This is a genomic window from Arthrobacter sp. W4I7 (assembly GCF_030816215.1).
In the GTDB taxonomy this organism is placed as follows: domain Bacteria; phylum Actinomycetota; class Actinomycetes; order Actinomycetales; family Micrococcaceae; genus Arthrobacter; species Arthrobacter siccitolerans_A.
Window position 1 is genome coordinate 3,220,493 of record NZ_JAUSXU010000001.1, and the last position, 23,847, is coordinate 3,244,339.

The following is a 23,847-nucleotide window of genomic DNA, read 5'->3' on the forward strand; positions in this document are numbered from 1 at the left end:
GATAACGGCAAGCTTCAGCTGGGCCTGTTCGGTGGGAAGGGGCTGTTGTTCAGCCTGTTTCGGATGCTGTGTCCGCGGCGGCGTCCGTGAATCGGGTGCCGGCGTCGTTGTCAGTTTCGGTCCCAAAGTCCAGCTCTTCCCGTAGCTGCCAGATGCCGTCCGCATCGTGCTCGTAGAGTCCCATGCTAACCACGGGGAAAGTGGCTCTGTAGCTTTTCAGTACCGTTTCGGCTTCATCGAGGCTTTCCGGGGCGACGTCGTGGGCGATGGTGACGTGCGGGTGGTAGGCGAAGGGCAGTTCCCGCTGGAGGGGACCCTGCTGGAGCTTTTCGTGCAGGTCCACGCAGGCCTCGAAGCCTTCCTCCACGTTGATGAAGACCACCGGCGACACGGGTCGGAACGTTCCGGTGCCGGCGATGGTGACCATAAAAGGGCTTTGCCGGCGCGCGACGTCCCGCACGTGTTCCAGGGTGGCCTCCCAGTCCTGCGTAGGCGTGGTGGTCACCAGCGTGATGTGTGCCGGCACCAGATCTGCAAGGGGATCACCGAAGGAAGCACGCCAGCGCTGCAGCTCCTCAGCCACCTCCGGCGGGAAGCCCAGGATGACCCCTACGCTGATGTCTTCCGTCCGGGACGGCCCGTGTCCGGCCGCACCTGAGTCCTCCGCTGGGTCGCCTTGGGGCTTACCGGGCCTTCCCGCTGCCTGAGTGGAGCGGGAGCCTTCCCTTGCGGTGACTTTGCTGGATGGCATGGCGCTAGCGGACTCCTGCGAGGGAGAAGGACGGGAGGAAGCCCATGCGCTCATACACCTGGCCAAGGGTCACGGATGCGATGTCCCGGGCACGCTCGGCGCCGTGGGCCAGCAGCCGGTCCAGTTCCGCGGGGTCCGCCATCAGCTCGTTGGTGCGGTCGCGCAGCGGCGTGACGAACTCCACCACCACCTCCGCCAGGTCCACCTTGAGGTGGCCGTACATCTTGCCCTGGTACTCGGCTTCGAGCTCCGCTACCGACTTGCCGGTGAGGGAGGAGTAGATGGTCAGCAGGTTCGAGATGCCCGGCTTTTCCTCCTGGTCGAACCGGATGTCCGTGCCGGCATCGGTCACGGCGGACTTGATGCGCTTGGCCGCAATCTTGGGGTCTTCGAGCAGCTGGATGGCCCCGTTGGGAGACTCGCCGGTCTTGGACATCTTGGCGCTGGGATTCTGGAGATCGTAGATCTTGGCGCTTTCCTTCACGATGGTGGCTTCCGGGACCGTGAAGGTGGCTCCGAACTTCGCGTTGAACCGCTGGGCCAGGTTCCGGGTCAGCTCCAGGTGCTGGCGCTGGTCCTCCCCCACGGGCACGAGGTCGGTCTGGTACAGCAGGATGTCCGCCGCCATCAGGGTGGGGTACGCGAACAGTCCCAGGGTGGCGGCGTCGGCGCCGGACTTCTGGCTCTTGTCCTTGAACTGCGTCATCCGGGACGCTTCACCGAAGCCGGTGATGCAGTTCAGCGCCCAGGCCAGCTGCGCGTGTTCGGGCACGTGGGACTGGACAAAGAAGATGCTCTTGTCAGGGTCGATGCCAGCTGCGATGTACTGGGCTGCCACAATGCGCGTCCGCTTTGCGAGTTCGGCAGGGTCAAAGTCCACGGTGATGGCGTGCAGGTCCGGAATGAAGAACACAGCATCGTACTCGGCCTGCATGTCCACCCAGTTGCGGACGGCGCCGATGTAGTTACCCAGGTGCAGGGAGTCCGCGGTGGGCTTGGCACCGGAGAGGATGCGCTTCTTGGGGGCAGGAAAAGTCTGGCTAGTCATGGGGGAGGAAACCTTCGGGGGTTAGAGCTGGTAGTCCACTACGAGCGGGGCATGGTCGGAGAAACGGGTGTCCCACGAGGCTGCCCGGTCAACCACCGCCGAGATCGCGGCGGAAGCCAGTTCCGGGGTGGCCAGGTGGTAGTCGATCCGCCAGCCGGTGTCGTTGTCGAACGCCTTTCCGCGCTGCGACCACCAGGTGTAGGGCCCGTCAACGTCGCCGGCAAGGTTGCGGTGGACGTCCTGCCAGCCGATCTCCTCGCCGAGGAAGTGGTCGAAATACGCCCGTTCCTCCGGAAGGTGGCCCGCCTTCCTGACGTTGGCCTTCGAGTTCCGGATGTCCCGGGGTTTGTGGGCCACGTTGAGGTCGCCGACGACCAGGGCATGGTCGCTGTGCTTGGTCAATTCAGGCAGGCGGGTGCTCATCACGTCCAGGAACCGGAACTTGTCATCCTGCTTGGGGGTGCCTACCTCGCCGGAGTGGACGTAGGCGCTGGCGACGGTGAGCTGGACAGGGTGTCCGGCTGCATCGGCGAAGCGGAAATCGGCTTCCACCCAGCGGCCCGCCGTGGCGAAGTAGTCGTCGCCGATGCCGTTCCGGGTGTCCAGCGGTTCCTCGCGTGAAGCGATGGCGACGCCGGCCCGGCCTTTGGCTTCTGCCTCGGCGTGCAGGATGTGCCAGCCTTCGCCCAGCAGCTGCCGGACGACGGCGTCGGGAGCGCGGACTTCCTGGAGGCAGAGGATGTCCACTTCGCGCGGCTCCAGCCACGCCGCCATACCGTTCTTGAAGGCAGCCCGAAGGCCGTTGACGTTAACGGATGCGATGCGAAGGTGGTCCTTCTTCAATGCCGAGCTCACCCGCTCCACTCTAGTCGATGATGGTTCCGGCAACCGGCTCTCCGCCGCCGGAGGACTTGATCATGTCCCGGGCGTTCGTGGCGGTGATCTCGATGGTTTCCAGGGCCCGGTTGATGGTGTCCTGGTTGGCGGCAGCACCCTTGGCGCGCTCTTCTTCCACTACCCGGATCTGCACCTGGACGATCTTGAAGGAGTGGTCCAGCTTGAGGTCGCGGACCTCCTCCGCCTGGCTGCGCTCGGCAACAACCCTGGTACCGCCCTGGTCGGCTGCGGCGTACGGGCCCCGCCCCGCAGCGGTGGTGAAGGCGTTCTGGGCTTCCGTCAGCTTTGCTCCGGCTTTCTTGGCCGCCTTCTGGATGCTGAAGACCACGAAGGACGCAAGGGCCAGCCAGAAGAAGGCGATGACGGCAACTACCCAGCCCACGACGTCGTTCTGGTTCGCTGCAAAGATCACGGCCACCACGAACGCGGTGACGAGGACCATCAGTCCCGGCCCGCTGATGCGGAACATGGAAAATCCGCCCCTGGCGGGTTTGGAGGATGATTTGGAGCTGCCCAGAGATTGCATGCACCCATTCTCTCAAACGCCCGTGGATGCTCCCGCCGCCTTCCACCCGCGGCGAACTCCCACTCCTCCCAAGTAGGTAGCGCGAAGTGTCGTTTTGGAGCCTCAAAAGGACACTTAGCGCTACTTAGTTGGGTGGGGGCTCACTTGAGGAAGAGCTGGCGCAGCCGCAGGGTGGTGAGCAGCGTGCCGGCCGCCGTCATCACCAGGTAGTAGCCGATGTGGATGGGCGTGGCCGCCGTGAACGTGCCCACGCTGATCTGCCGCAGCAGTTCCACGCCGTGCCACAGCGGCATGGCCTGGATGAGCCACTGGATGGCCTGCGGGTACACGCTCAGCGGGTAGAACGTGGCACTGAACAGGAACATGGGCAGCATGATGAAGTTGATCCAGTCCATCTGCTGGAACGTCTTCAGGAAGCTGGTGATGCCCATCCCGATGCTGGCAAACCCGAACGCGATCAGCACCGAGGCGGGGATCATCAGGAGAGCCCATGGGGTGGTGATCAGCCCCATCACACCCATCACTGCGGTGAAGCCCAGGGCGTAGAGGAGCCCGCGCAGCAGGGCCAGGAAGATCTCGCCCAGTGCCACATCGAGCGGGCCGAGCGAGGTGTACAGCATGCCCTGGTAGAGCTTCGCGAAGTTCATCTTGAAGAACACGTTCCAGGTGGAGTCGTAGACAGCACCATTCATGGCGGAGACGGCCAGCAGGGCCGGGGCGATGTAGGCGGCATAGCTGACGACGCCGCCGCCGGGGCCCTGCACCGGACCCACGATCGCCCCAAGCCCCACTCCCATGGAGATCAAAAACAGGACGGGTTCAAAGAATCCGGAGAGCATTACCAGCCAGTTGGTGCTCTTCGTCGCCAGCAGTCCGCGCGAAATCACAGCCCTGGCGTTGCCCGAATACAACGCCCCGAAAGTCCTGGCGCGGGCCTCGTCAGCGGCGCTCTTCACGGGCACCCCGGTACTCACCGGCCCATCCTCAACGCAAACTGGCGGCGGGTGAGGAACCAGCCCACCACCGCCAGGCCCACCAGCACTGCGGCATGCAGGAGGGTCAGCAACGCCGGTTCCTGGTACCCGTAGCTGAAGACGCGCCCCAGTTCAGTGCCGTGCCAGATCGGGGAAATCCAGCCAATCCACCGGACCGCCAGCGGCAGCGAGTCCAGCGGAAAGAAGGTTCCCGAGAACAGGAACAGCGGCATCACGATGAACCGCATCACCAGCGCGAACTGGCCCTTGTCCTCGGTGATCGAAGCCGAATAGGCCATCAGCGGCAAACCAAAGGAAAGCGCCGCCAGCGTGGCCACCAGGATGGTCACCCACCCCAACCCGCCGGGCGCGGCACCAAAAAGGGCCACAGCAGCAAAATAGATGGCCGACTGCAGCAGGAACCGCAGGGTCACCGCCATGATGTGCCCGGCCGCGATCTGTTGGGGCGTCAGCGGCGAGGCGTGCGGGCCGTAGTAGGTCCGGCGCCATTTGAAGCCGCCCATCACCGGGAACGTGAATTCGTTAGCTGCGGTCATCACCGCCGCGGAAACCAGCAGGGCGGGCGCCACGAACGTCACGTACCCCACTCCCCCGAAGGCTCCCGCGCCGTGCGCATCAACGAGGGTGGCAAGGCCAACGCCCATGGCGAACAGGTACGCCACGGGGTGGCCCACGCTGTACATCACCAGGGACCAGCTGTACCCCTTCATCACCCGGAGCACATGCTCCGCGTAGTAGAAAGAGCCCCACCGCCGCGCCTTCGCCGCTGCTACGGCAGGGCCATGGGCGACGGGAAGCCTGCGGGCGGGTGCGCCCGTCAACCCCGCCTGCTGAGCCGACCCGGTCTTCTCAGTCAACGAGGCTCCTGCCCGTCAGGCGGAGGAACACGTCTTCCAGCGAGGACCTGCGGACCAGCGATGTCAGTGGCCTCAGGCCGCGGGACGCCACCTGCTCCAGGGCGGACTCGCCGTCGTGCGCGTAGATCAGCACACGGTCCGGCAGGACCTCCAGACGCTCCCCGATGCCGTCCAGCTCGCCGGCGATGGTGGTGTTCCGCTCGGAACCGAAGCGCAGCTCCACCACCTCCCGCGTGGAGTGCTCCCGGATCAACTGCGCCGGTGACCCCTCGGCCATGATGCGGCCCTTGTCCACTATGATGAGCCGGTCGCAGAGCTGCTCAGCTTCATCCATGTAATGGGTGGTGAGGATCAGCGTGACGCCCTGCTCCTTGAGCCGGAAGAGGCGGTCCCAGAGGATGTGCCGGGCCTGCGGATCCAGGCCGGTGGTGGGTTCGTCCAGCAGCAGGATCCGCGGTTCGTTGATGAGCGACCGGGCGATGGTAAGCCGGCGCTTCATGCCGCCCGACAGTGCGTCCACCTTGGACTTCGCGTTGTCGGTCAGCTGCGCGAATTCGAGCAGTTCGTCGGCCTTTGGTTTGAGGTAGCTCATGGGCAGGCCGAAGTACCGGCCGTACACCAGGAGGTTGTCGCGGACCCGGAGTTCCTCGTCCAGGTTGTCCTGCTGTGGCACCACTCCCAGGTGGGCGCGCACTTCCGGTCCGTGCGAATCCGGGTCAAGGCCCATGATGTGGAGGTTGCCGGAGGTGCGGCTGGTGACCCCGCCGATCATCTTCATGGTGGTGGACTTGCCGGCGCCGTTGGGGCCCAGCAGGCCAAAGGATTCCCCCGCGGCGACGCTGAACGAAATTCCGTCCACGGCCGCCACGTCGCCGTACTTTTTGGTCAGGCCTTCCGCCGTTATCACTGCCTGCTGCTTCATCGGGCTGCCGGCTGACGCACTGGAGGACAGGATGGCTTCATTGTGCACTTCAGCAGACTAGTGGAGCACCAGGGAATGCGGAAGATGCGGGCGTGAACGCTCACAACATGTGCTCCCCGTGGGGCGACCCTCCCCCGTCCAGTGGCAACCGCTTCAACCCGTGAAGCAGCCCCACCCGGCGGTGATGCCGCCTAACGCGGCTGATCAGAGCGCAAGACTTCCAACCGCGCCCTATATTCCGTCTCGTCGATCTCGCCGCGGGCATAGCGCTCCCGGAGGACGCCTTCACCGCCCTGGGCGGCGGCCCATCGGCGGTTCCCCCGCCACGTACGACGACCTACGAAAATCAACAGCCCGATGACCAGGATCCAGAACAGCGGAAACAGCAGGAACAGCGGCCAGTAGCCGCCGTCGCCCCACGGTCCATGCGCGACGACGCCGGCCGGCACTTGCGCGGCTGCGGTACCGATGACGGTGCTCAATGATGTCAACATGTCACTTCCAAACTCTCGACAAGCCGTATCTCGGCTCTGCTTCCAGTCTGGTTCGGGCCCGCAAAAGTTTCGTCCGACGCCGGGAGGCTCTTCGGGCATGCCTGCCTACTCCCCCGGGAGACGGCCCCGGCCCGTCAACTACTCCAGCCCGGCCGCACCAGGCCTGATTCGTAGGCGAGGACCACCAACTGGGCCCGGTCACGGACCAGGAGCTTGGTCATGATGCGCGAAACATGCGTCTTGGCGGTGAGCGGCGTGATGAACAGCCGCTGGGCGATCTCTGCGTTGTTCAGGCCTTCACCCACCAACTGCAGGACCTCGCGTTCCCGCTCTGTGATCTGCTCCAACCGGACATCCGATGGTGCCGCGGCCGTCGGCTGCATGGCCAGCTGGGCCATGATGCGGCGGGTGACGGACGGTGACAGCAAAGCATCGCCGTCGTGCACCACGCGCACCGCCCGGAGCAGCTCTTCCGGTTCCGTGTCCTTGACCAAAAACCCCGCGGCACCGGCTCGCACCGCCTCCGCAATGTACTCGTCCAGTTCGAAGGTGGTCAGGATAATCACCCGGGTTCCCGCCAGATCCTTCGCGGCCATGATCTGCCTGGTGGCCTCCAGGCCGTCCCCGTCCGGCATCCGGATGTCCATCAGCGCCACGTCGGGATGCTCCAGCCGTGCAAGCTGCACGGCGTCCCGGCCGGTTCCGCACTCGGCCACCACAGCCATGTCCGGCTCGGCGCTCAGCAGAGCCCGGAAACCCGCCCTGATGAGGGTCTGGTCGTCAGCCAGCAGGATGCGGATCATGGGCGGGCCGCCGTTTCCCAAGGTCCGGCGGGCACCGGCAGGACAGACCGGACCCGCCAGCCAGGATGGAGCGCCGTGACTTCAAGGGTCCCGCCCAAGCCGGCCGCCCGTTCCCGCATCCCCGTCACGCCGTTCCCTTCGGGCACCCCGGTGGCGCCAGCCCCGTCGTCGTCAATTGTCACGGAAAGCAGACCGCCGGCATTGCCCGCGCCTGCCGCGCCGGCAGGCTCCAGGGCCAGGACGACGGCGGCCTTCCGCGCCCCGGAGTGGCGCACCACATTCGTGAGGGACTCCTGCACGATCCGGTAAGCAGCTTCCTGGACGGGCCCGGGAAGCTGCGCCTGCGCCGGAAGGTCCAGGTCCAGCCGGACGTCGATGCCGGCCCGGCGTGCGTGGTCCAGGAGCTCCTGGACCCGGCCGATGGTGAGCGGCGAAGGACTCAGCGGGGCGTCGTCGCGGAGGACTCCCAGGAGCTGCCGGATCTCAGCCAGGGATTCCTTGCTTGCTGCCTTGATCGCCTGCAGGGCCGGGCGGAACTGCTCCGGGTCCTTCTCACCGAGATGCAGGGCCACGGAGGAACGGACGTTGATGAGCGAGAGCGAATGCGCCACGACGTCGTGTATGTCCCGCGCCAGCGTGAGCCGGTACTCGTCGCGGGCTGCCTGCTCCCGGGCTTCGTGCTGCCGCCTCCTTTCTGCCACCCGCTCAGTGCGAAGCCGGACTCCCTCCCCCAGCAGCACGAGGATTGCCAGCCACGACGTTGCGGCAAAGGCCCGGACGAGTGAGGCTTCGTCCCCCTGCTGAAGCGACACAGCCACCAGCACGGCCGCACACGCGCCGGCCACGCCCCACGTCTGCCAGCGCTTGCCCGCCGCGGCCGAGAACACAATGGCGAGGGCCAGTGACAGGAAAATCGGGCCCCAGGCGTACGCCATTGCCAGGTAGGCGCCCACGGCCGCCGCTGTCACGGGAAGCATGACCAGCGGGGCCCGCCGACGGAGGGACAATGCCGCAGGCCCCAGAAGCAGCAGGGCGACCGCGAGGGCATCCAAAGGACGGTGGTCCGGCTGCCGCGCCGATGCGAAAACGGTGCCGACAATCTGGAAGACGGCCACGGCGACCACAATGAAGGCGGTGGGCGGTCCCCGGAAACGGCGCTGCATAGTTCGAGCCTAGCCGCGGGCGCCTTCACCGTCGTCGGCTTAAAGGCTGCTTAAAGGGGCAGGGCACCTACTCCGGCTGGAGTACGCGCCCTGCCCTTGGCTACATGGCTGCCTCTTACGCCTGTGCCGCCTGGCGCTCCGCGGCTTCCACCACGTTGGTCATCAGCAGTGCCACGGTCATCGGACCCACGCCACCGGGATTCGGCGAGATCCAGCCGGCCACCTCGGCGGCGGCAGGCTCGATGTCGCCGTGAACCTTGCTCTTGCCCGTCTCGGGGTCCGTCTCGCGGGTTACACCGACATCGAGCAGGGCCGCGCCCGGCTTCACGTCCGCGGCCTTGACGATGTGCTTGACACCCGCGGCGCCCACGATGACGTCCGCCTGCCGCAGCAGCTCGGACATGTTGGTGGTGCCGGTGTGGGTCAACGTCACCGTAGCGTTGATTTCGCGCCGGGTCAGCAGCAGCCCGATGGACCGGCCGATGGTCACACCGCGCCCAACCACCACCACGTGCTTGCCCCTGAGGTCGTAGTTGTTGCGCAGGAGCAACTCGATGACGCCACGCGGTGTGCACGGCAGCGGGGAGGTGATCTTGCCGTTGACGTTGAGCACCAACCGGCCAAGGTTGGTGGGGTGCAGGCCGTCGGCGTCCTTGTCGGGGTTGATCCGTTCCAGGATGGCGTCGGTGTCCAGGTGCTTGGGGAGCGGCAGCTGCACAATATAGCCGTGGCAGGTGGGGTCCGCATTGAGTTCGTCAATGAGGTCCTCCACCTGTTCCTGGGTGGCATCGCCGGGAAGCTCACGCTGGATCGAGTTCATCCCGATCTCCTCGGACTGCCTGTGCTTCATGGACACATACAGTTGGGAGGCGGGGTCCGCGCCCACCAGCACCGTGGCGATGCCGGGGGTGATTCCCCGGGCCTTCAAGGCCGCCACCCGCTCGGTCAGTTCGGCCTTGATGGCCGCAGCTGCTGCCCGTCCGTCCAGGATCCGGGCAGTCTTGGTTGCTTCAGTCATGGATCACCACTGCTCGTGCTGCGGGTACAGCGGGAAGTCGGCGGCGAGCTTGTCCACGCGGGCCTGCAGGGACTCGACGTCCGCGCTGGTGCCGGCCTTCAGCGCGGTGGCGATGATCTCCGCCACCTCGGTGAACTCGGCGGCACCGAAGCCGCGGGTGGCCAGGGCCGGGGTGCCGATGCGCAGGCCGGAGGTGACCATCGGGGGGCGGGGGTCAAACGGAACGGCGTTGCGGTTGACGGTGATGCCCACGGAGTGCAGGAGGTCTTCCGCCTGCTGGCCGTCCAGCTGGGAGTTGCGCAGGTCAACCAGGACCAGGTGCACATCGGTACCGCCGGTCAGGACGGAGACGCCGGCTTCGGCGACGTCGGCCTGGTTGAGGCGGTCAGCGATGATCTTGGCACCTTCCAGGACGCGCTCCTGGCGCTCCTTGAATTCCTCGGTGCCGGCGATCTTGAAGGCCACGGCCTTGGCTGCGATCACGTGCATGAGCGGGCCGCCCTGCTGGCCCGGGAACACGTTGGAGTTCAGCTTCTTGGCCCACTCCTGCTTGGCCAGGATCACGCCGGAGCGCGGACCGGCGAGGGTCTTATGCACGGTGGAGGTGACGACGTCGGAGTACGGCACCGGGCTCGGGTGCAGGCCGGCGGCCACCAGGCCTGCGAAGTGCGCCATGTCGGTCCACAGCAGTGCGCCCACCTCGTCCGCGATGGAGCGGAAGGCGGCGAAGTCCAGGTGGCGCGGGTAGGCGGACCAGCCGGCGATGATGACCTGCGGCTTTTCGGCGATGGCCTGCTCGCGGAGCTTGTCCATGTCGACGCGGAAGTTGTCTTCTTCCACCTGGTAGGCGGCCACGTTGTAGAGCTTGCCGGAGAAGTTCAGTTTCATGCCGTGAGTCAGGTGGCCGCCGTGCGCCAGGGAGAGGCCCAGGATCTTGTCGCCCGGGGTAATCATGGCGGACAGTGCGGCGGCGTTGGCCTGGGCACCGGAGTGCGGCTGGACGTTGGCGTACTCGGCGCCGAAGAGGGCCTTGACCCTGTCGATGGCCAGCTGCTCGGCAACGTCAACGTATTCGCAGCCGCCGTAGTAGCGGCGGCCCGGGTAACCCTCGGCGTACTTGTTGGTGAGGACGGAGCCCTGCGCCTCCATCACGGCGCGGGGGGCGAAGTTTTCGGAGGCAATCATTTCCAGGGTGCCGCGCTGGCGGCCGAGCTCCTGGTCCAGGACTGCTGCGATTTCAGGGTCAAGCTCAGCCAGCGGCTGGTTGCTGACGGCGATGGTTGAGGTGGCTGTAGTAGTCACGAAGAACTCCTGGCTAGGGATACGGGCACTGCTTAGGTCAGGCTACCGGCTGGCGCACCTTCATACCCTCTTGATGACAGGCATGACAGTGCAGGCATGGCGCTGCTGTACTGACGGGGCAGCCCCAATTCCGGCAAGACATGACCCTCGGCCCAGGCGTACGATCCGTGGTCTTCGTGATTGCCGCTCCCTGGTGGTTAGCCACCCAACGCCAGTTGCGACCTCCCCAGCGTACCAAATCCCGGCCCCGCTGCGCGGGTAGGCTTGTACGCGTGAGTGAAGAGCAGCTGAACCAAGCGTACGTAGTAACCCTGTCCTGCCCGGACCGCCCGGGAATCGTCCACGCAGTGGCCGGCGCCCTGCTGGAGGCGGGGTGCAATATTACGGATTCGCAGCAGTACGGCAGCCCCGCCACGGGCAACTTCTTTATGCGCGTAGAGGTCACCACGGCGGCCCCTGCCTCCGCGCTTCGGGCCGCTTTGGAACCGGTGGCCGGCGCCTTCGGGATGGAGTGGAGCCTCAACGCGGTGGGACAGAAGGTCCGCACTCTGGTGATGGCCAGCACCTCCGCCCATTGCCTCAACGACCTGCTGTTCCAGCAACGCTCAGGCACCCTCCCCATTGACATCCCCGCCATCGTGTCCAACCACCAGGACCTTGCCGGGCTGGCCGAGTTCTACGGCATCCCGTTCCACTACATCCCCGTCACCAAAGACACGAAGGACCAGGCTGAGGACAAGCTCCGCGCCATCATCGCCGAACACAGCATCGAACTGACTGTCCTGGCCCGTTACATGCAGATCCTTTCCGACGAACTCTGCACGGATCTCACCGGCAAGGCCATCAACATCCACCACTCGTTCCTGCCCTCCTTCAAGGGAGCCAAGCCGTACCACCAGGCCCACGCCCGCGGCGTGAAGCTGATTGGGGCCACGGCCCACTACGTGACGGCGGCCCTGGACGAGGGCCCCATCATCGAGCAGGAAGTCATCCGCGTGGACCATGCCCGCACCCCGGAGCAGTTCGTGCAGATGGGCCGCGACGTGGAAGGCCGCACGCTGGTCCAGGCGGTGCAGTGGCACGCGGAGCACCGGGTGCTGCTGGATGGCAACCGCACTGTCGTCTTTAACTAATACGGCTGTCTTCAACTCAGGAGACGTCCTGCCCTTGGGCCCGGCCTGCCCTGGCCCTACGCTGGTGCTATGCAGGGCATTCCGGAGTCCGCGGATCACGAGGCCGACCTTGCCGTGTTCTATGACCGCCACGCCTCATTGCCCAACATCCGGCCCGCCACGCACCACCGCGTCGACTGCCGCGAATGGTTTATCCGGCTGCTGAAGGATGAACACCGGCACTCTGTGTTCGAACTCGGGTGCGGCACCGGTGAAGAGGGCCTGGAGTTCGTCCGCGCGGGCCTTCATTACTGCGGCGTGGACCTGTCCGGCGAAAGCGTCCGGCTGGCGCGGGCCAAAGGCCTTGACGTCAGTGTGGCCAGCGGCCGGAGCCTGCCCTTCCCGGAGCATTCGTTCTCCGCAGCGTGGTCCATGAGCACCCTCCTGCACGTGCCCAACAGCCGGATCCACGACATCGTCAGCGAGATGGTGCGGGTCAGTGCACCCGGAGCGCCTATCGCCGTCGGACTCTGGTCCGGGAACGATGAGGAAGTCCTGAACCCTGAAGACCGCGAGGAGCCCCGCCGGTTCTTCAGCAGGCGCAGCGACGACGCCCTCCAGCGGATTTTCGGCCTGCACGGCCAAGTCGAGCACTTCCAGACGTGGCCGGAGGGAACCGGTGCCGAGTCGGGCCCGGGAGCCGGGCACTGGACCCAGCACTACCAGTTCCTGGTCCTGCGCATCCCGGCGCTTCCTGAACCCAACTAGGTAGCGCTAAGTGTCGCTTTGGAGGGTCAAAACGACACTTAGCGCTACCTGGTTGGCCCGGACAGGGATGTCCTAAGCTTGGGCCATGGCTCCTCTCTACCCTTTCGCCGGGATCGCCCCGGCCGTCCACGATTCCGCCTTTGTTGCCCCCACAGCCTCGATCATCGGCAACGCCACCCTGGCCGCGGACGCCAGCGCCTTCTATGGCGTCTCCGTCCGCGCTGATACCGCGGCCATTTCGGTGGGTGCCGGCAGCAACCTGCAGGACAACGTGGTGCTGCACGCGGACCCCGGGTTCCCCTGCACAGTGGGTGAACGCGTCAGTGTGGGTCACGCCGCCGTCGTCCATGGCTGCACGGTGGAGGACGACTGCCTGATCGGCATGGGGGCAACAGTACTTAACGGCGCGGTGATCGGCGCCGGCTCGCTTGTGGCAGCCGGCGCCGTGGTGCTGGAGGGCACGGTCGTCCCGCCCCGCTCGCTGGTGGCGGGCGTCCCGGGCAAGGTGCGCCGCGAACTCACCGACGAGGAGTACGACGGCGTCCGGGCCAACGCGACGCGCTACGTGGAGCTCGCCCGGGCGCACCGGGAATTGCACGCTTAGACGATATGAAGTGGGGCGCGTTGCTTGGATGACTGCCCGTCCGGGCCCGGCCATTGTCGCCGGGGCGGTCCGGCCAGCGCCGGCTTGACCGGATCAGTTGCCTCTGGTGGAGCGGCGGCGCTGCCGGGCCTGCAACCCTGGCGGAATGTCCTTTGTCCGGACGGGCCGGGGCCTTCTGTGTCACAGGTCCCGTGGGTTACCACTAACGGCGCCCTTTGGGCCTGACGGCTCATCGGGGGTGCAATGGTAGTGCCACATGTGAAGCTTGGGAGGTCCCGGCTATGTTTGAGCATACTTTCATCGGGCTGGATGTTCACGCGGTAAACATCGTGGGCCATGCACTGAACCCGGCCACCGGCGAAATCAGCACCCACACCATGGCCTCTGAGCCGCCTATGGTTTTGGAATGGGTCCACCGGTTCGAGCCGCCCGTCAAGGTCGTTTACGAATCGGGCCCGACCGGGTTCGTCCTTGCCCGGTACCTTCGCGCGGCAGGCATCAACTGTGTAGTCGCGGCGGCCTCGAAACTGTTGCGGGCTCCCGGCGACCGGGTCAAAACCGACCGGCGGGACGCCAGGGTGTTGGCCGAGATGCTCGCGGTCGGCTCCATTACCGAGGTGCGGATTCCGGACCCGGACGAAGAAGCGCTCCGGGATCTGTCCCGGCTGCGCTCGGGCACGGCTAAGGACCTCGCGCACGCCCGTCAGCACGTCAACGCCATCCTGCTGCGTCACGGCATCCGCTACCCCAACGACACCCGATGGACGAAGGAACACAGCCTATGGCTGCATCGCCAACGCTTTGAGCAACCGGCACTGCAGTTCACCTACGAAGCAGATGTGGAGCAGGCCGAACTGCTCGCCGGGCACCTTGCCCGGATCGACAAACACGTCGAAGCCACCGCAAGGGCATGCCGCTACGGCCCGGTCATCGACGCATTGATGTGCATGCGCGGAATCCAGATCACGACCGCGTTCGGGCTGGCCGTGGAAATCGGGGACTGGACGCGCTTCACCGGCTCGTCCATCGGCTCTTACCTCGGGCTCGTGCCCAGCGAGAACTCCTCGGGCCAGTCCCGGCACTTGGGCGCGATCACGAAGGCCGGGAACACCTACGCCCGCAAGCTCCTCATCGAGGCCGCTTGGCAACACCGGCGCCCCTACTCCCGGCCCGGGGAACGGCTGCTGCGCCAACTCGATCTCGTCGCGCCGGCAACCCGGATCCGCGCCCTGGAAGGAAACCACCGTCTCCACCACAAATGGGAAGTTTTCGATGAACGCCACAAAACGTCCGTCAAGGCCAACACCGCGATCGCCCGCGAGCTCGCGGGCTGGTGCTGGTCACTGGCCGCACCGCTCCAGCGAGGAGAAAGCATGACCGCGGCCTAACCCCCGAACGTGCCCCTCGAACGTGGTGGGAAGTGACGTGGCAGCACGCGGAGCTAACCCGGGACTCGACTATGAGCAGACGGATCACCCCCGTCGACGCTCGACCTTAGACACCGATCAACGCTCCAGCCGAACATCGTCATGCGGTAGCCAACCCGCGCATATCAGTCTGACACTGCCGTCGACAACGACTCGCCAGCACTACCCCCCGCCACACCCGACCGGCACACGATGAGCGGCCCCCCGGAACAAACCCAGGAGCCGCTCATCTATGCCCTCTTGACACCAGAACCTACATATTAGTCGAGGCTGATCGGCCCCATCTCGTCCAGCAGCTCGCCGGGTCCCGGGTTGTCGGGAGCCGAGGCACCGCCCAGGTGGTTCAGCACGCCCCAGACCGCGTTGAGGCCCGTGGTCACGGCACCTTCGGCCCAGCCGGCGGTGAAGGAAACGTCGTCGCCGGCCAGGAAGATGCCTCGTTGTGATGCGGGCAGCTTGTCCTGCTTGAAGTGGGTGAACAGCCGCTGCTGATAGCGGTAGTGCCCCGGAAGATTGGCCTTGAAGGCGCCCATGAAGTTGGGGTCCGCCTCCCAGGAGACCGTGATGGGCTGGCCCACGATGTGGCCGGCGATGTCCACCCCGGGATAGATCTGCTCCAGCGAATGCAGCATCAGCTCCACGCGTTCGTCCGCGTCCAGCGCCAGCCACTTCAGCGCGTCGTCGTTCCAGGTGTAGGAGAGCAGGATGACGGCGGGCTGGTCCGGTCCGTTGTCCAGCAGGTAGGTGGCGCGGTTGAGGCGGTCCGTGAGGGTCATCGAGAGCACCTCGTTGCCGGTGTCCGGGTCGATGTCCTTCCAGAACGGCCGGTCCACCATCACAAAAGTCTTCGAGGACTGCATGTAGTGCGAGCGCTCAATGGCCGTCCAGAGCTCCGCCGGGAACAGGGCCTCCTCGGTATGGATCCGAGTGGACAGGAGCCAGGACTGGCAGGTGGTCACCACGGCCGGGTAGCTGGCCTCGCGGCCCCAGCGTTCGCGGATCCGCAGGTTTCCGTCCGGGTCGCGGCTGATCCTGCCCACTGCGCCGCGGGGCGAGCCGGAGTGCAGCGATGCCAGTGAGGTTCCTTCCGGCCAGTGGGCCATGCCCGACGGCGCGTGCTGCCACAGTGCCTCGGGCAGTCGCTGCGCTCCCCCGCTGATGAGCCGGTGCTGGTCGTCGGCGTCCGTGTACACCACACGAAGGATTTCCAGGATGGAGTTGGGGAAGTCGGTGTCCCAGCCGCCGGTGCCGAAGCCCACCTGGCCGAAGGCTTCCCGGTGGGCGAACCCCGCCTTCTTGAAGGAGTCGCTGGCGGCGATGAAACCGTAGAAGGTCTGCTCGTCCATCAGCGGCAGCAGGTCGTTCCATAGTTCCTTGATCCGGGCGGTGTCCCTGGCACGGATGGCCTGCTGCATCTCGACGAACTTGGCCCCGTCATTAACCGCCGCCTTCCAGGCATCCGCCACTTCGCGGAAAAACGGCGGCAGGTCGCTGGGCTTCTCCGCGTAGTGTTTTTGGCCCGCCAGCTCAATCACGGTGCTGGACGTTGCCGGGGACAGCGGGTTGGGAAACTCCTCGGTTTCCAGGCCCAGGAGATCAACGTAGTGGTAGAACGCCTTGCCGGATTCCGGGAAGCGCATGCCGCCGAGGTCGGCGACGACGCCCGGCGCGGCAGGGAACGAGGCAGTGCGCAAGCGTCCGCCGATCCGGTCCGCTTCGTACACCACCGGGCGCAGCCCCAGCTTCATCAGCTCATAAGCCGTTACCAGGCCCGAAAGACCTGCCCCGATGACGGCAACCCCCGTACCCAGCAGTTCGGGCGGCACGGACCCCAGTCCGTCGGGGTGGGCGAGGTAATGGTCGTAGCTGAACGGGAAGTCCGGGTTCAGCATGGTGATGGGGCCCGCTGCGGCTCCCCCGGCAGCCGGGACCGCGGGCGCGGCCGGGGCGGCTGAGATGCTGGACGGGTCGGAGGCCGGCAGTTCGGTGGCTATGGTCATGGAAGTTCTGCCTTCGTCGGTTCTGGGGTTTGCATAGTTGAAAGTTTCGGTCCGGACAGCCCGCGGTATTCCTCATTGCTCAGGGCCGCTACCCGGGAGTTGCGGCGTCCATAGCCAAAGTACGCGGCAACGCCCACCAGCATCCAGAGGGCGAAGACCACCCAGGTATCAGCACTGAGGTTCGCCATCAGGTAGGCGCACATCGCAGCGCCGAGGATGGGGGTCAGCGGGAACAGGGGCACCCGGAAGGTGCGGTCCAGCTCAGGCCTGGTGCGACGGAGGTAGATCACGGCGACGTTCACCAGGGCGAACGCAAAAAGCGTGCCGATGCTGGTGGCGTCCGCGAGGGCGCCCAGCGGCACCAGCCCGGCGGTAAGCGCGACGGCGGTTCCCACCAGGAGCGTACCGGCCACCGGGGTGCCGGTCCGGCGGGAGACGCGGCCAAAGACCTGGGGAATGAGCCCGTCACGGGACATGGACAGAAGGATGCGGGTTTGCCCGTAGAGCACAGTGAGGACGATGCTCGCGATGGCCAGCACTGCGCCCACCGCGAAGACCAGGGCGATCCACGGCTGGCCCGTGGTCTCCTCGAGGATCTTCACCAGGGCAGCCTCGGTACCGTCGAACCAGCCCCACGGCCGGGCTCCAATGGCGGCCACTGCAACCAGGACGTAGATGGTGGTGACGATCAGCATGGACAGCAGGATGGCCTTGGGCAGGTCGCGCTTGGGGTTGCGGGCCTCTTCGCCCGCTGTGGAGGCGGCGTCAAAACCGATGTAGGAGAAGAACACCCGGGAGGCGGCGGCCGAGACACCGGCGGCGCCCATGGGCAGCAGCGGTTCGAAGTTCCCAGCATTGAACGCGGTGAAGGCCACCGCGCAGAAGAACAACAGGATGCCCACCTTCACAACCACGATGGCGGTGTTGATCCAGGCGCTCTCCTTGGCGCCGCGGACCAGGAGGATCATAGCGAGTACCACGATCACCATGGCAGGAATGTTGACCACGCCGCCGTCGCCGGGCGGCTGTGAGACGGCGTCGGGAAGGACCGCCCCGAACACCGCCAGGGCTTCATTCACGTACTGCCCCGCCCCCACCGCGACTGCGGCCACGGACACCGCATATTCCAATACCAGGCACCAGCCGCAGATCCATGCCATTCCTTCGCCCATGGTGGCGTACGTGTAGGAGTAGCTGGAGCCGGCCACGGGTACCAGCCCCGCCATCTCCGCGTAGGACACCGCGGACAGGAGCGCGGCCAGGCCGGCGATGGCGAAGGAAATCCAGATGGCCGGGCCGGCCAGCGGTACGGATTCGCCCAGAATCACCAGGATGCCCGTTCCCAGGGTGGCGCCCACGGAGATCATGGTCAGCTGGAGGACACCGAAGCTGCGGACCAGCCGCGGGCCGCCGCTGGCGCTCTCCGCCTCGCTGACCATTTGCGCGATGGGCTTCCGGCGCAGGAGTTGGGCGCCCAGAGCGGGACGGGCGGCCGGCCCGGCCGTGGTCCGTCCGGAGAGTGTAGGCACAGTCATCGTTGACGTCCGTTCTTTTCGTTGGCTGCTTGAACTGGTTTTCCCCTCAACCACAGTAGGGCTGTGAGCCGCATCTCATGCAGTGCAAAGTGACCTATAGTGATCATCCATGAGACGTAATGCACCAGCCGCGGACGGCAGCCCGGATCAGTTTGACGCTGTCACGCTGGGACAGTTCCTCGACGCGCTCCCGGCAGCGGTGACATTAGTCCACGACGCCGGCAACCGCCATGTGCCCCTACGCTGGGTGGAGCCAAGCGAGTTGGAGGACCCCACCCCCTACCTGCTCGACGGTGAATTTGTCCTCACCGCGGGCCTGCCGTTCCGTGGGGATGGGAAAGGTGACGGCAACGGAGGCATGGACAAGAGCGGCGGTAAGGCCCGGGCCGAGGAGTATGTCCGCCGGCTCGTCAACGCAGGAGTGGCCGCGCTGGGCTTCGGCCTTCAGCCCTATTACGACGGCGTGCCGGAGCACGTGCTGGCAGCTTGCCGGCAGCAGGGACTCACCCTGGTGGAGGTCCCGGCCAGCGTGCCCTTTGCCGCGCTGGGGCTGGAGTTCTCCAAACTGCTCGAGTCCGGGAATGCGCAGGTCTTCCGGCAACTCGCGGAGACCAACCGCCACCTGATGCGGGCGGTCCTCTCGGCCCGGCCGGAGCATGAACTGCTGGCGGCACTGACGCAGCAGGTGCCGGTGTGGGCGGTCCTTTTCGGCGCGGACGGGCGCGTGCGCGCCCGGGCGGGTGCCGCCGTCGAACCGGCCCAGCTGCAGCCCCTCCTGAAGAAACTCGTTACCGGCAGCGGACCCCGGGTGGAAACCGAAACGTTCGATGCCCCCGGCTCGGCACAGGTATTCGGCCACCCCCTGCGGAGCAGCAAGGACGCAACCCTGGGCAGCCTGGTGCTGGGCGCGGACAAGTCACTGACGCCGGCGCAGAACAGTGTGGTCTCTTCCGTGGTGGGACTCCTGGAACTGCTGGTCCGCCAGCGCACCAGCGGGTCGCTCGCCCCGAGCCAGCTCGCCACCGCCCTGTTGCTCCACCCCGAAACACTGGCGGGGGGCAACACCAGGCAGCTGAACGGGCTGAAGGATCTGTTGGCGCAAAGCGTAGCGGGAACGCGTTCCGGCCACGTCCGGGTGGTGCAGGGAATGCGGGCAGCGGATGCCCCTGCTGCCGACGACGGGCCGGTCCGGGAACTGCTGCAGTGGCGGCGGCTGTTCGACAGCAAGATGGTGGAGCTGACCGACTACGGCTTCACGGCCGTGACCCGGCTGAAGGTGGATGACCAGCTGGTGGCCGAGGTGGAACAGCTGGGGTGGCGCCTGGTGGTGGGTGAGCCGGCGGAGCTCCCGGGCCTGGCGGAGGCCTACCGCAGCGCCTCGTCGCTGCGGCCCCGGGTCATCGCCGCGGGCAAAAGCGTGCGCGAGGCGGAGGTGACATGGTCCGTCACCGGCCTGCTCGGCAGGGAAGCCGGCACCATGCTGGCAGCAAGGCTCCTGGCGCCCGTGCTTGAGCTGGAGCCCGAACGCCGCGACGGACAGCTCCGGGTCCTCCGGTCCTGGCTGGCGGCGAACGGAAGCTGGGACGCCACGGCGAAGGAGCTGGGCCTGCACCGGAACAGCGTGCGCCGGCAAATCAATGCCATCGCTGAATTGCTGGACATGGACCTGGGCCAGGCCCAGTCCCGTGCCGAGCTATGGATCGCACTCCAGTACGAAGAGGCCCTGCTGGCCGGGAATGCTCAGGAGTCCCAGGAACGGTAGATCTCCGGCCGCCGTTCGGCGAGGTAGGGCACTTCATTGCGGGCCCGTGCAGCGGACCCTTCATCCACCTCGGCATACAGGAGTTGGAGTTCCTCCCCGGCCGCTGCCAGCAATTTGCCGTCCGGCCCTGCAATCACGCTGCCGCCGAGGAACCGGCACCCCTCTTCGACGCCGGAGTGGTTGGCGTAGGCAATGGTCACCTGGCTTTCCAGCGCCCGGGCCCGCAGCAGCACCTGGGGAACGTCGTCGAACCCATGGGCCAGCGCGGTGGGAACCAGGAGCAGTTCGGCACCGGCGACGGCAGCGGCCCTGACCGCCTCAGGGAATTCGACGTCATAGCAGATCACCATGGAGGTGGGGATTCCATTGAAATCCACGACGGCGGGAGGTCGGGCGGCGGGACTGAAAGCGGCCCGTTCCTCGGGGCCAAAGAGATGCACCTTGTCATAGGTGAGCACGCTGGTCCCCCCGGCATCAAGCAGCGTGGCACTGATATGCCACTCCCCCTCCGGGGTGATCCGGGGAAGGCTGTACACCAGGCCAATCCGATGGCGCCGGGCGATGCCCGCGAGCTTCGCGCGAAGCTCCGGCAGGCCGGCGGGGTCTAGTTCCGCACGGACCCGACGGGGGGCATAGCCGGTGGGAAAGAGTTCCGGGGTCAGCAAAATCGCCGCACCGGCTGCGGCAGCCGCCCCTGCGGCCGCATCGATGGCGGCCAGGTTGGCATCCTCATCCATCACAACAGCGTTTGCCTGCAGGAGTGCCAGCAACACTGCGGCCACCTTCCTTCGTCGGAACGGCCAACGTTAAGAGGCCTGACTTCAGACTAACCAGCGTACGTGGACGTTCTTCGGGCCATTTGCACCGATTCTTCCCCTCGAGGGGGCAGATCATCCTGTTGTCAGCATCGGCGCCTCCGAGCCTCATTGCGTTAACTTCTTGACTACAAGACTGCGGATGGGGCAATCTTCTAAGCATGCCCGCAACATCGCGCTCAACGAGGAGCAAGCCTAAGAATCCCGGCTCCCAATCGGCCCTGAGGCAACTGAACCAGCAACGCATCATCGAGTCGCTGATGGGGGGCCCTTCCACGCAGGCGGAACTGGCCCGGCAGACCGGGTTGTCCACGGCAACAGTTTCGAACATCGTCAAGATCATGCTCGATTCCGGCATGGCATCCACCGAACCCATCACGAGTTCGGGCCGGCGCGCGCTGAATGTCAGGCTCAACAGCAACGGGGCGGTGGCGGTTGGAATCGACTTCGGCCGAAGGCATCTCCGGGTGGTCCTGGCCTCGCTCAGCTACCACGTCATCGCTGAGGAATCGGTTGCCCTGCCGCTCGGCCACCAGGCCGAGGAAGGCATCCAGGCCGCCGTGGTCCTGCTCGAGAAACTCTTGCAGGAAAGCGGTATAGCGCGCACCGCAGTGGTGGGCGCCGGCGTCGGGATTCCCGGCCCCATTGACCGGCGTTCCGGCACCGTGGCCCAAGGGGCGATCCTGCCCGAATGGGTGGGCATCAACATCCTTCAGCATCTGGAGGAGCGGCTCAATATCCCCGTGTTTATTGACAATGACGCCAATCTTGGCGCCTGGTCGGAGGTCACCTGGGGCCAGCACACCGGGGTCAGCAACCTGATGTTCCTGAAAATCGGATCGGGCATCGGAGCGGGCCTCATCCTGAACGGCGCGCCCTATTACGGCAACGTGGGAATTACCGGTGAGATCGGTCATGCCACCATCCACGAACAAGGGCTGGTATGCCGCTGCGGAAACCGCGGCTGCCTTGAAACGATCGCTTCCACCACAACCATGATCGAGCTCCTGAGCCGGGGCGAAGACCGGCCGTTGACCCCAGCCGATATCGTCCGGAAGGCCCTGGCCCGCGACTCGGCCACGCTCCGGGTGCTCGATGACGCAGGGCTGGCCGTCGGGCGCGCGCTGGGCAACGTCGCCAACCTGATCAACCCCGAGGTCATCGTGGTGGGCGGGCCACTGGCAGGTCTTGGCGACCTCCTCCTGGACCCGATCAAGAGGGGGCTGGTGCGGCATGCGGTCCCCGTCATTGGCGAGACCACCACCATCACCATGTCCTCGCTTGGGGACCGCGCCGAGGCACTGGGAGCAGCCGCACTGGTGTTCCAGCACGCCGGGATCCGCAAAACCTAGACCGTTTCGTTATCCCGGATTTGCGTTAAAGACTTGACGACAACCGGCGTGATCCAGTTTACTTTTTCATCAGACGGCCCTGCGCTTTGCCGGCCGGACAAAGAAGTCATTGCATTGGAGGGTTAGGGCAATATGACGTCCCAAACCACGCAGACCGACCCGATCATTCTCGAGATGCGGTCCATCACCAAGGAATTTCCCGGCGTTAAAGCGTTGGATAACGTAAGCCTGCGGGTCAAGGCCGGTGAGATCCACGCGATCTGCGGCGAAAACGGCGCCGGCAAGTCCACCTTGATGAAAGTTCTCTCCGGCGTTTACCCGTACGGAACCTACGACGGGGACATCGTCTACCAGGGGCAGGTCCAGCAGTTCAGGGATATCCGGGCCAGCGAACACGCCGGCATTGTGATCATCCACCAGGAACTGGCGCTGATCCCGGAGCTCTCCATCACGGAGAACATCTTCCTGGGCAACGAGCCCACCAAGCGGGGTGTCATCGACTGGGCTGAAGCCCGGCTGCGTTCCCTGGACCTGCTGGCCCGCGTGGGCCTGCGCGACGACCCCGACACGCCCATCAAGGAAATCGGCGTCGGCAAGCAGCAGCTGGTGGAGATCGCCAAAGCCCTGAACAAGTCGGTGAAAATCCTTATCCTGGACGAACCCACGGCCGCGCTGAACGAATCCGATTCCCAGCACCTGCTGGACCTGATGCTCGGCCTGAAGGCCAAGGGCATTACGTGCATCATCATTTCCCACAAGCTCAACGAAATCGAGCAGATCGCCGACTCCATCACGATCATCCGTGACGGCAAGTCCATTGAGACCCTGGACGTCAAGGCCGACGGTGTGGACGAAGACCGCATCATCAAGGGCATGGTGGGCCGCACGCTGGAATCCCGTTTCCCGGACCACACCCCGAAAATCGGCGAAGTGTTCTTCGAAGTCAGGGACTGGAACGTGGCGCACCCGCAGATCCAGGACCGGATGGTCTGCAAGAACTCCAGCTTCTACGTCCGCCGCGGAGAGATCGTAGGTTTCGCCGGACTCATGGGGGCCGGCCGGACCGAGCTGGCCCGGTCAATTTTCGGCCGGTCCTACGGCCACTTCGTCTCAGGCCGGGTGTATGTGAACGGCAAAGAAGTGACACTCAAAAGTGTGCACCAGGCGATTGATGCCGGCCTCGGCTACGTCACGGAGGACCGGAAGTCGTTGGGACTGAACCTCCTGGACGACATCAAAACCACCACTGTTTCAGCCAATCTTGAAAAAATCAGCAAGAACAGCGTAGTGGACACGAGCCAGGAGTTCGCAGTTGCGGAACAGTACCGGAGGTCGTTGCGGACCAAGGCTCCTTCAGTGCAGGAAGGCGTGGCGAAGCTTTCGGGCGGCAATCAGCAGAAGGTAGTCCTCGCGAAGTGGATGTTCACGGATCCGGAGCTGCTGATCCTGGACGAACCCACCCGTGGCATTGATGTCGGCGCCAAGTATGAGATCTACGGCATCATCCAGCAGCTTGCAAACCAGGGCAAGGGAGTGATCGTCATTTCCTCGGAGCTCCCCGAACTCCTGGGCCTGTCCGACCGTATCTACACCATTTTCGAAGGTGCCATCACCGGAGTCCTGAACAAAGACGAGGCCAGCCAGGAAAGCCTGATGAAGCTGATGACCTCCTCCCGCAAAGCCGCATAACCCTTGC

22 protein-coding genes are annotated in these 23,847 nt (G+C 65.6%); 7 read left to right on the forward strand and 15 right to left on the reverse strand.

Annotated features, from left to right (window positions below; translation table 11 throughout):
- Nucleotides 1-49 precede the first annotated feature (49 nt).
- The 12 genes from QF047_RS14610 to glyA form a co-directional block, all read right to left on the reverse strand.
- The gene (locus tag QF047_RS14610; protein WP_307278373.1) at nt 50-751 is read right to left on the reverse strand and encodes a 2'-5' RNA ligase family protein; all 702 of its coding nucleotides are present in this window, start codon (nt 749-751) and stop codon (nt 50-52) included.
- 4 nt (nt 752-755) lie between these two features.
- Complete coding sequence (gene trpS / locus QF047_RS14615; RefSeq protein ID WP_307278378.1) at nt 756-1,799, reverse strand: tryptophan--tRNA ligase; 1,044 nt, start codon at nt 1,797-1,799, stop codon at nt 756-758.
- A 21-nt stretch (nt 1,800-1,820) separates the two neighbouring features.
- On the reverse strand, nt 1,821-2,654 hold the full coding sequence (locus tag QF047_RS14620) for an exodeoxyribonuclease III (RefSeq protein WP_307278381.1): 834 nt from the start codon (nt 2,652-2,654) through the stop codon (nt 1,821-1,823).
- A 10-nt stretch (nt 2,655-2,664) separates the two neighbouring features.
- Nucleotides 2,665-3,222, reverse strand: coding sequence for a hypothetical protein (locus QF047_RS14625; RefSeq protein WP_306638614.1), 558 nt, complete (start codon nt 3,220-3,222; stop codon nt 2,665-2,667).
- 140 nt (nt 3,223-3,362) lie between these two features.
- A complete protein-coding gene (locus tag QF047_RS14630; RefSeq protein WP_307278387.1) occupies nt 3,363-4,196 on the reverse strand; it encodes an ABC transporter permease in 834 nt (277 codons plus the stop codon).
- Nucleotides 4,193-5,038 carry an ABC transporter permease gene (locus QF047_RS14635; RefSeq protein WP_307281972.1) on the reverse strand — a complete coding sequence of 282 codons (846 nt, stop codon included), beginning with the start codon at nt 5,036-5,038 and terminating at the stop codon, nt 4,193-4,195. The genes QF047_RS14630 and QF047_RS14635 overlap by 4 nt, the downstream gene beginning before the upstream one ends.
- Before the next feature lie 28 nt (nt 5,039-5,066).
- Complete coding sequence (locus QF047_RS14640) at nt 5,067-5,996, reverse strand: ABC transporter ATP-binding protein (protein WP_307281975.1); 930 nt, start codon at nt 5,994-5,996, stop codon at nt 5,067-5,069.
- 191 nt (nt 5,997-6,187) lie between these two features.
- A complete protein-coding gene (locus QF047_RS14645) occupies nt 6,188-6,490 on the reverse strand; it encodes an SHOCT domain-containing protein (protein WP_307278390.1) in 303 nt (100 codons plus the stop codon).
- 134 nt (nt 6,491-6,624) lie between these two features.
- Nucleotides 6,625-7,293, reverse strand: coding sequence for a response regulator transcription factor (locus QF047_RS14650; RefSeq protein ID WP_307278393.1), 669 nt, complete (start codon nt 7,291-7,293; stop codon nt 6,625-6,627).
- On the reverse strand, nt 7,290-8,456 hold the full coding sequence (locus tag QF047_RS14655; protein WP_307278396.1) for a sensor histidine kinase: 1,167 nt from the start codon (nt 8,454-8,456) through the stop codon (nt 7,290-7,292). The genes QF047_RS14650 and QF047_RS14655 overlap by 4 nt, the downstream gene beginning before the upstream one ends.
- 115 nt (nt 8,457-8,571) lie before the next feature.
- The gene (locus QF047_RS14660) at nt 8,572-9,474 is read right to left on the reverse strand and encodes a bifunctional methylenetetrahydrofolate dehydrogenase/methenyltetrahydrofolate cyclohydrolase (RefSeq protein WP_307278399.1); all 903 of its coding nucleotides are present in this window, start codon (nt 9,472-9,474) and stop codon (nt 8,572-8,574) included.
- Nucleotides 9,475-9,477: 3 nt separating this feature from the next.
- Nucleotides 9,478-10,776 carry a serine hydroxymethyltransferase gene (glyA, locus tag QF047_RS14665; protein ID WP_306638602.1) on the reverse strand — a complete coding sequence of 433 codons (1,299 nt, stop codon included), beginning with the start codon at nt 10,774-10,776 and terminating at the stop codon, nt 9,478-9,480.
- A gap of 272 nt (nt 10,777-11,048) precedes the next feature.
- Here glyA and purU point away from each other — a divergent pair, with 272 nt between their 5' ends.
- The 4 genes from purU (at nt 11,049) to QF047_RS14685 (ending at nt 14,648) form a co-directional block, all read left to right on the forward strand.
- Nucleotides 11,049-11,909 (forward strand): formyltetrahydrofolate deformylase, encoded by an 861-nt coding sequence (gene purU / locus QF047_RS14670; RefSeq protein WP_307278403.1) that lies wholly within the window; start codon nt 11,049-11,051, stop codon nt 11,907-11,909.
- Nucleotides 11,910-11,978: 69 nt separating this feature from the next.
- Nucleotides 11,979-12,656 (forward strand): class I SAM-dependent methyltransferase, encoded by a 678-nt coding sequence (locus QF047_RS14675; protein ID WP_307278406.1) that lies wholly within the window; start codon nt 11,979-11,981, stop codon nt 12,654-12,656.
- Between the two features lie 85 nt (nt 12,657-12,741).
- Complete coding sequence (locus tag QF047_RS14680) at nt 12,742-13,260, forward strand: gamma carbonic anhydrase family protein (protein WP_307278409.1); 519 nt, start codon at nt 12,742-12,744, stop codon at nt 13,258-13,260.
- A 281-nt stretch (nt 13,261-13,541) separates the two neighbouring features.
- Complete coding sequence (locus QF047_RS14685; protein WP_307278412.1) at nt 13,542-14,648, forward strand: IS110 family transposase; 1,107 nt, start codon at nt 13,542-13,544, stop codon at nt 14,646-14,648.
- A 299-nt stretch (nt 14,649-14,947) separates the two neighbouring features.
- Here QF047_RS14685 and QF047_RS14690 read toward each other — a convergent pair whose 3' ends face one another.
- Together QF047_RS14690 and QF047_RS14695 are read right to left on the reverse strand one after the other, a co-directional pair.
- Nucleotides 14,948-16,687: an NAD(P)/FAD-dependent oxidoreductase gene (locus QF047_RS14690; protein WP_307278415.1), complete on the reverse strand. Its 1,740-nt coding sequence runs from the start codon at nt 16,685-16,687 to the stop codon at nt 14,948-14,950.
- Nucleotides 16,684-18,222 carry an amino acid permease gene (locus QF047_RS14695; RefSeq protein ID WP_307278418.1) on the reverse strand — a complete coding sequence of 513 codons (1,539 nt, stop codon included), beginning with the start codon at nt 18,220-18,222 and terminating at the stop codon, nt 16,684-16,686. Before QF047_RS14695 ends, QF047_RS14690 begins: the two co-directional genes overlap by 4 nt.
- Nucleotides 18,223-18,331: 109 nt before the next feature.
- Here QF047_RS14695 and QF047_RS14700 point away from each other — a divergent pair, with 109 nt between their 5' ends.
- Nucleotides 18,332-19,984, forward strand: coding sequence for a PucR family transcriptional regulator (locus QF047_RS14700; RefSeq protein ID WP_307278421.1), 1,653 nt, complete (start codon nt 18,332-18,334; stop codon nt 19,982-19,984).
- Here QF047_RS14700 and QF047_RS14705 read toward each other — a convergent pair.
- A complete protein-coding gene (locus QF047_RS14705) occupies nt 19,963-20,757 on the reverse strand; it encodes a nitrilase-related carbon-nitrogen hydrolase (protein WP_307278425.1) in 795 nt (264 codons plus the stop codon). The genes QF047_RS14700 and QF047_RS14705 overlap by 22 nt on opposite strands.
- 203 nt (nt 20,758-20,960) lie before the next feature.
- Here QF047_RS14705 and QF047_RS14710 point away from each other — a divergent pair, with 203 nt between their 5' ends.
- Nucleotides 20,961-22,151, forward strand: coding sequence for an ROK family transcriptional regulator (locus tag QF047_RS14710; protein ID WP_307278427.1), 1,191 nt, complete (start codon nt 20,961-20,963; stop codon nt 22,149-22,151).
- 132 nt (nt 22,152-22,283) lie between these two features.
- Entirely contained in the window at nt 22,284-23,840 is a 1,557-nt protein-coding gene (gene mmsA, locus QF047_RS14715; RefSeq protein ID WP_307278430.1) for a multiple monosaccharide ABC transporter ATP-binding protein, read from the forward strand.
- Nucleotides 23,841-23,847 lie beyond the last annotated feature (7 nt).

Coding starts and splice junctions, on each gene's coding strand:
- QF047_RS14610 (WP_307278373.1), bottom strand. CDS start 751: ATGCCATCCAGCAAAGTCACCGCAAGGGAAGGCTCCCGCTCCACTCAG.
- trpS (WP_307278378.1), bottom strand. CDS start 1,799: ATGACTAGCCAGACTTTTCCTGCCCCCAAGAAGCGCATCCTCTCCGGT.
- QF047_RS14625 (WP_306638614.1), bottom strand. CDS start 3,222: ATGCAATCTCTGGGCAGCTCCAAATCATCCTCCAAACCCGCCAGGGGC.
- QF047_RS14640 (WP_307281975.1), bottom strand. CDS start 5,996: ATGAAGCAGCAGGCAGTGATAACGGCGGAAGGCCTGACCAAAAAGTAC.
- QF047_RS14645 (WP_307278390.1), bottom strand. CDS start 6,490: ATGTTGACATCATTGAGCACCGTCATCGGTACCGCAGCCGCGCAAGTG.
- QF047_RS14650 (WP_307278393.1), bottom strand. CDS start 7,293: ATGATCCGCATCCTGCTGGCTGACGACCAGACCCTCATCAGGGCGGGT.
- QF047_RS14655 (WP_307278396.1), bottom strand. CDS start 8,456: ATGCAGCGCCGTTTCCGGGGACCGCCCACCGCCTTCATTGTGGTCGCC.
- QF047_RS14660 (WP_307278399.1), bottom strand. CDS start 9,474: ATGACTGAAGCAACCAAGACTGCCCGGATCCTGGACGGACGGGCAGCA.
- QF047_RS14675 (WP_307278406.1), top strand. CDS start 11,979: ATGCAGGGCATTCCGGAGTCCGCGGATCACGAGGCCGACCTTGCCGTG.
- QF047_RS14680 (WP_307278409.1), top strand. CDS start 12,742: ATGGCTCCTCTCTACCCTTTCGCCGGGATCGCCCCGGCCGTCCACGAT.
- QF047_RS14685 (WP_307278412.1), top strand. CDS start 13,542: ATGTTTGAGCATACTTTCATCGGGCTGGATGTTCACGCGGTAAACATC.
- QF047_RS14690 (WP_307278415.1), bottom strand. CDS start 16,687: ATGACCATAGCCACCGAACTGCCGGCCTCCGACCCGTCCAGCATCTCA.
- QF047_RS14695 (WP_307278418.1), bottom strand. CDS start 18,222: ATGACTGTGCCTACACTCTCCGGACGGACCACGGCCGGGCCGGCCGCC.
- QF047_RS14700 (WP_307278421.1), top strand. CDS start 18,332: ATGAGACGTAATGCACCAGCCGCGGACGGCAGCCCGGATCAGTTTGAC.
- QF047_RS14710 (WP_307278427.1), top strand. CDS start 20,961: ATGCCCGCAACATCGCGCTCAACGAGGAGCAAGCCTAAGAATCCCGGC.
- mmsA (WP_307278430.1), top strand. CDS start 22,284: ATGACGTCCCAAACCACGCAGACCGACCCGATCATTCTCGAGATGCGG.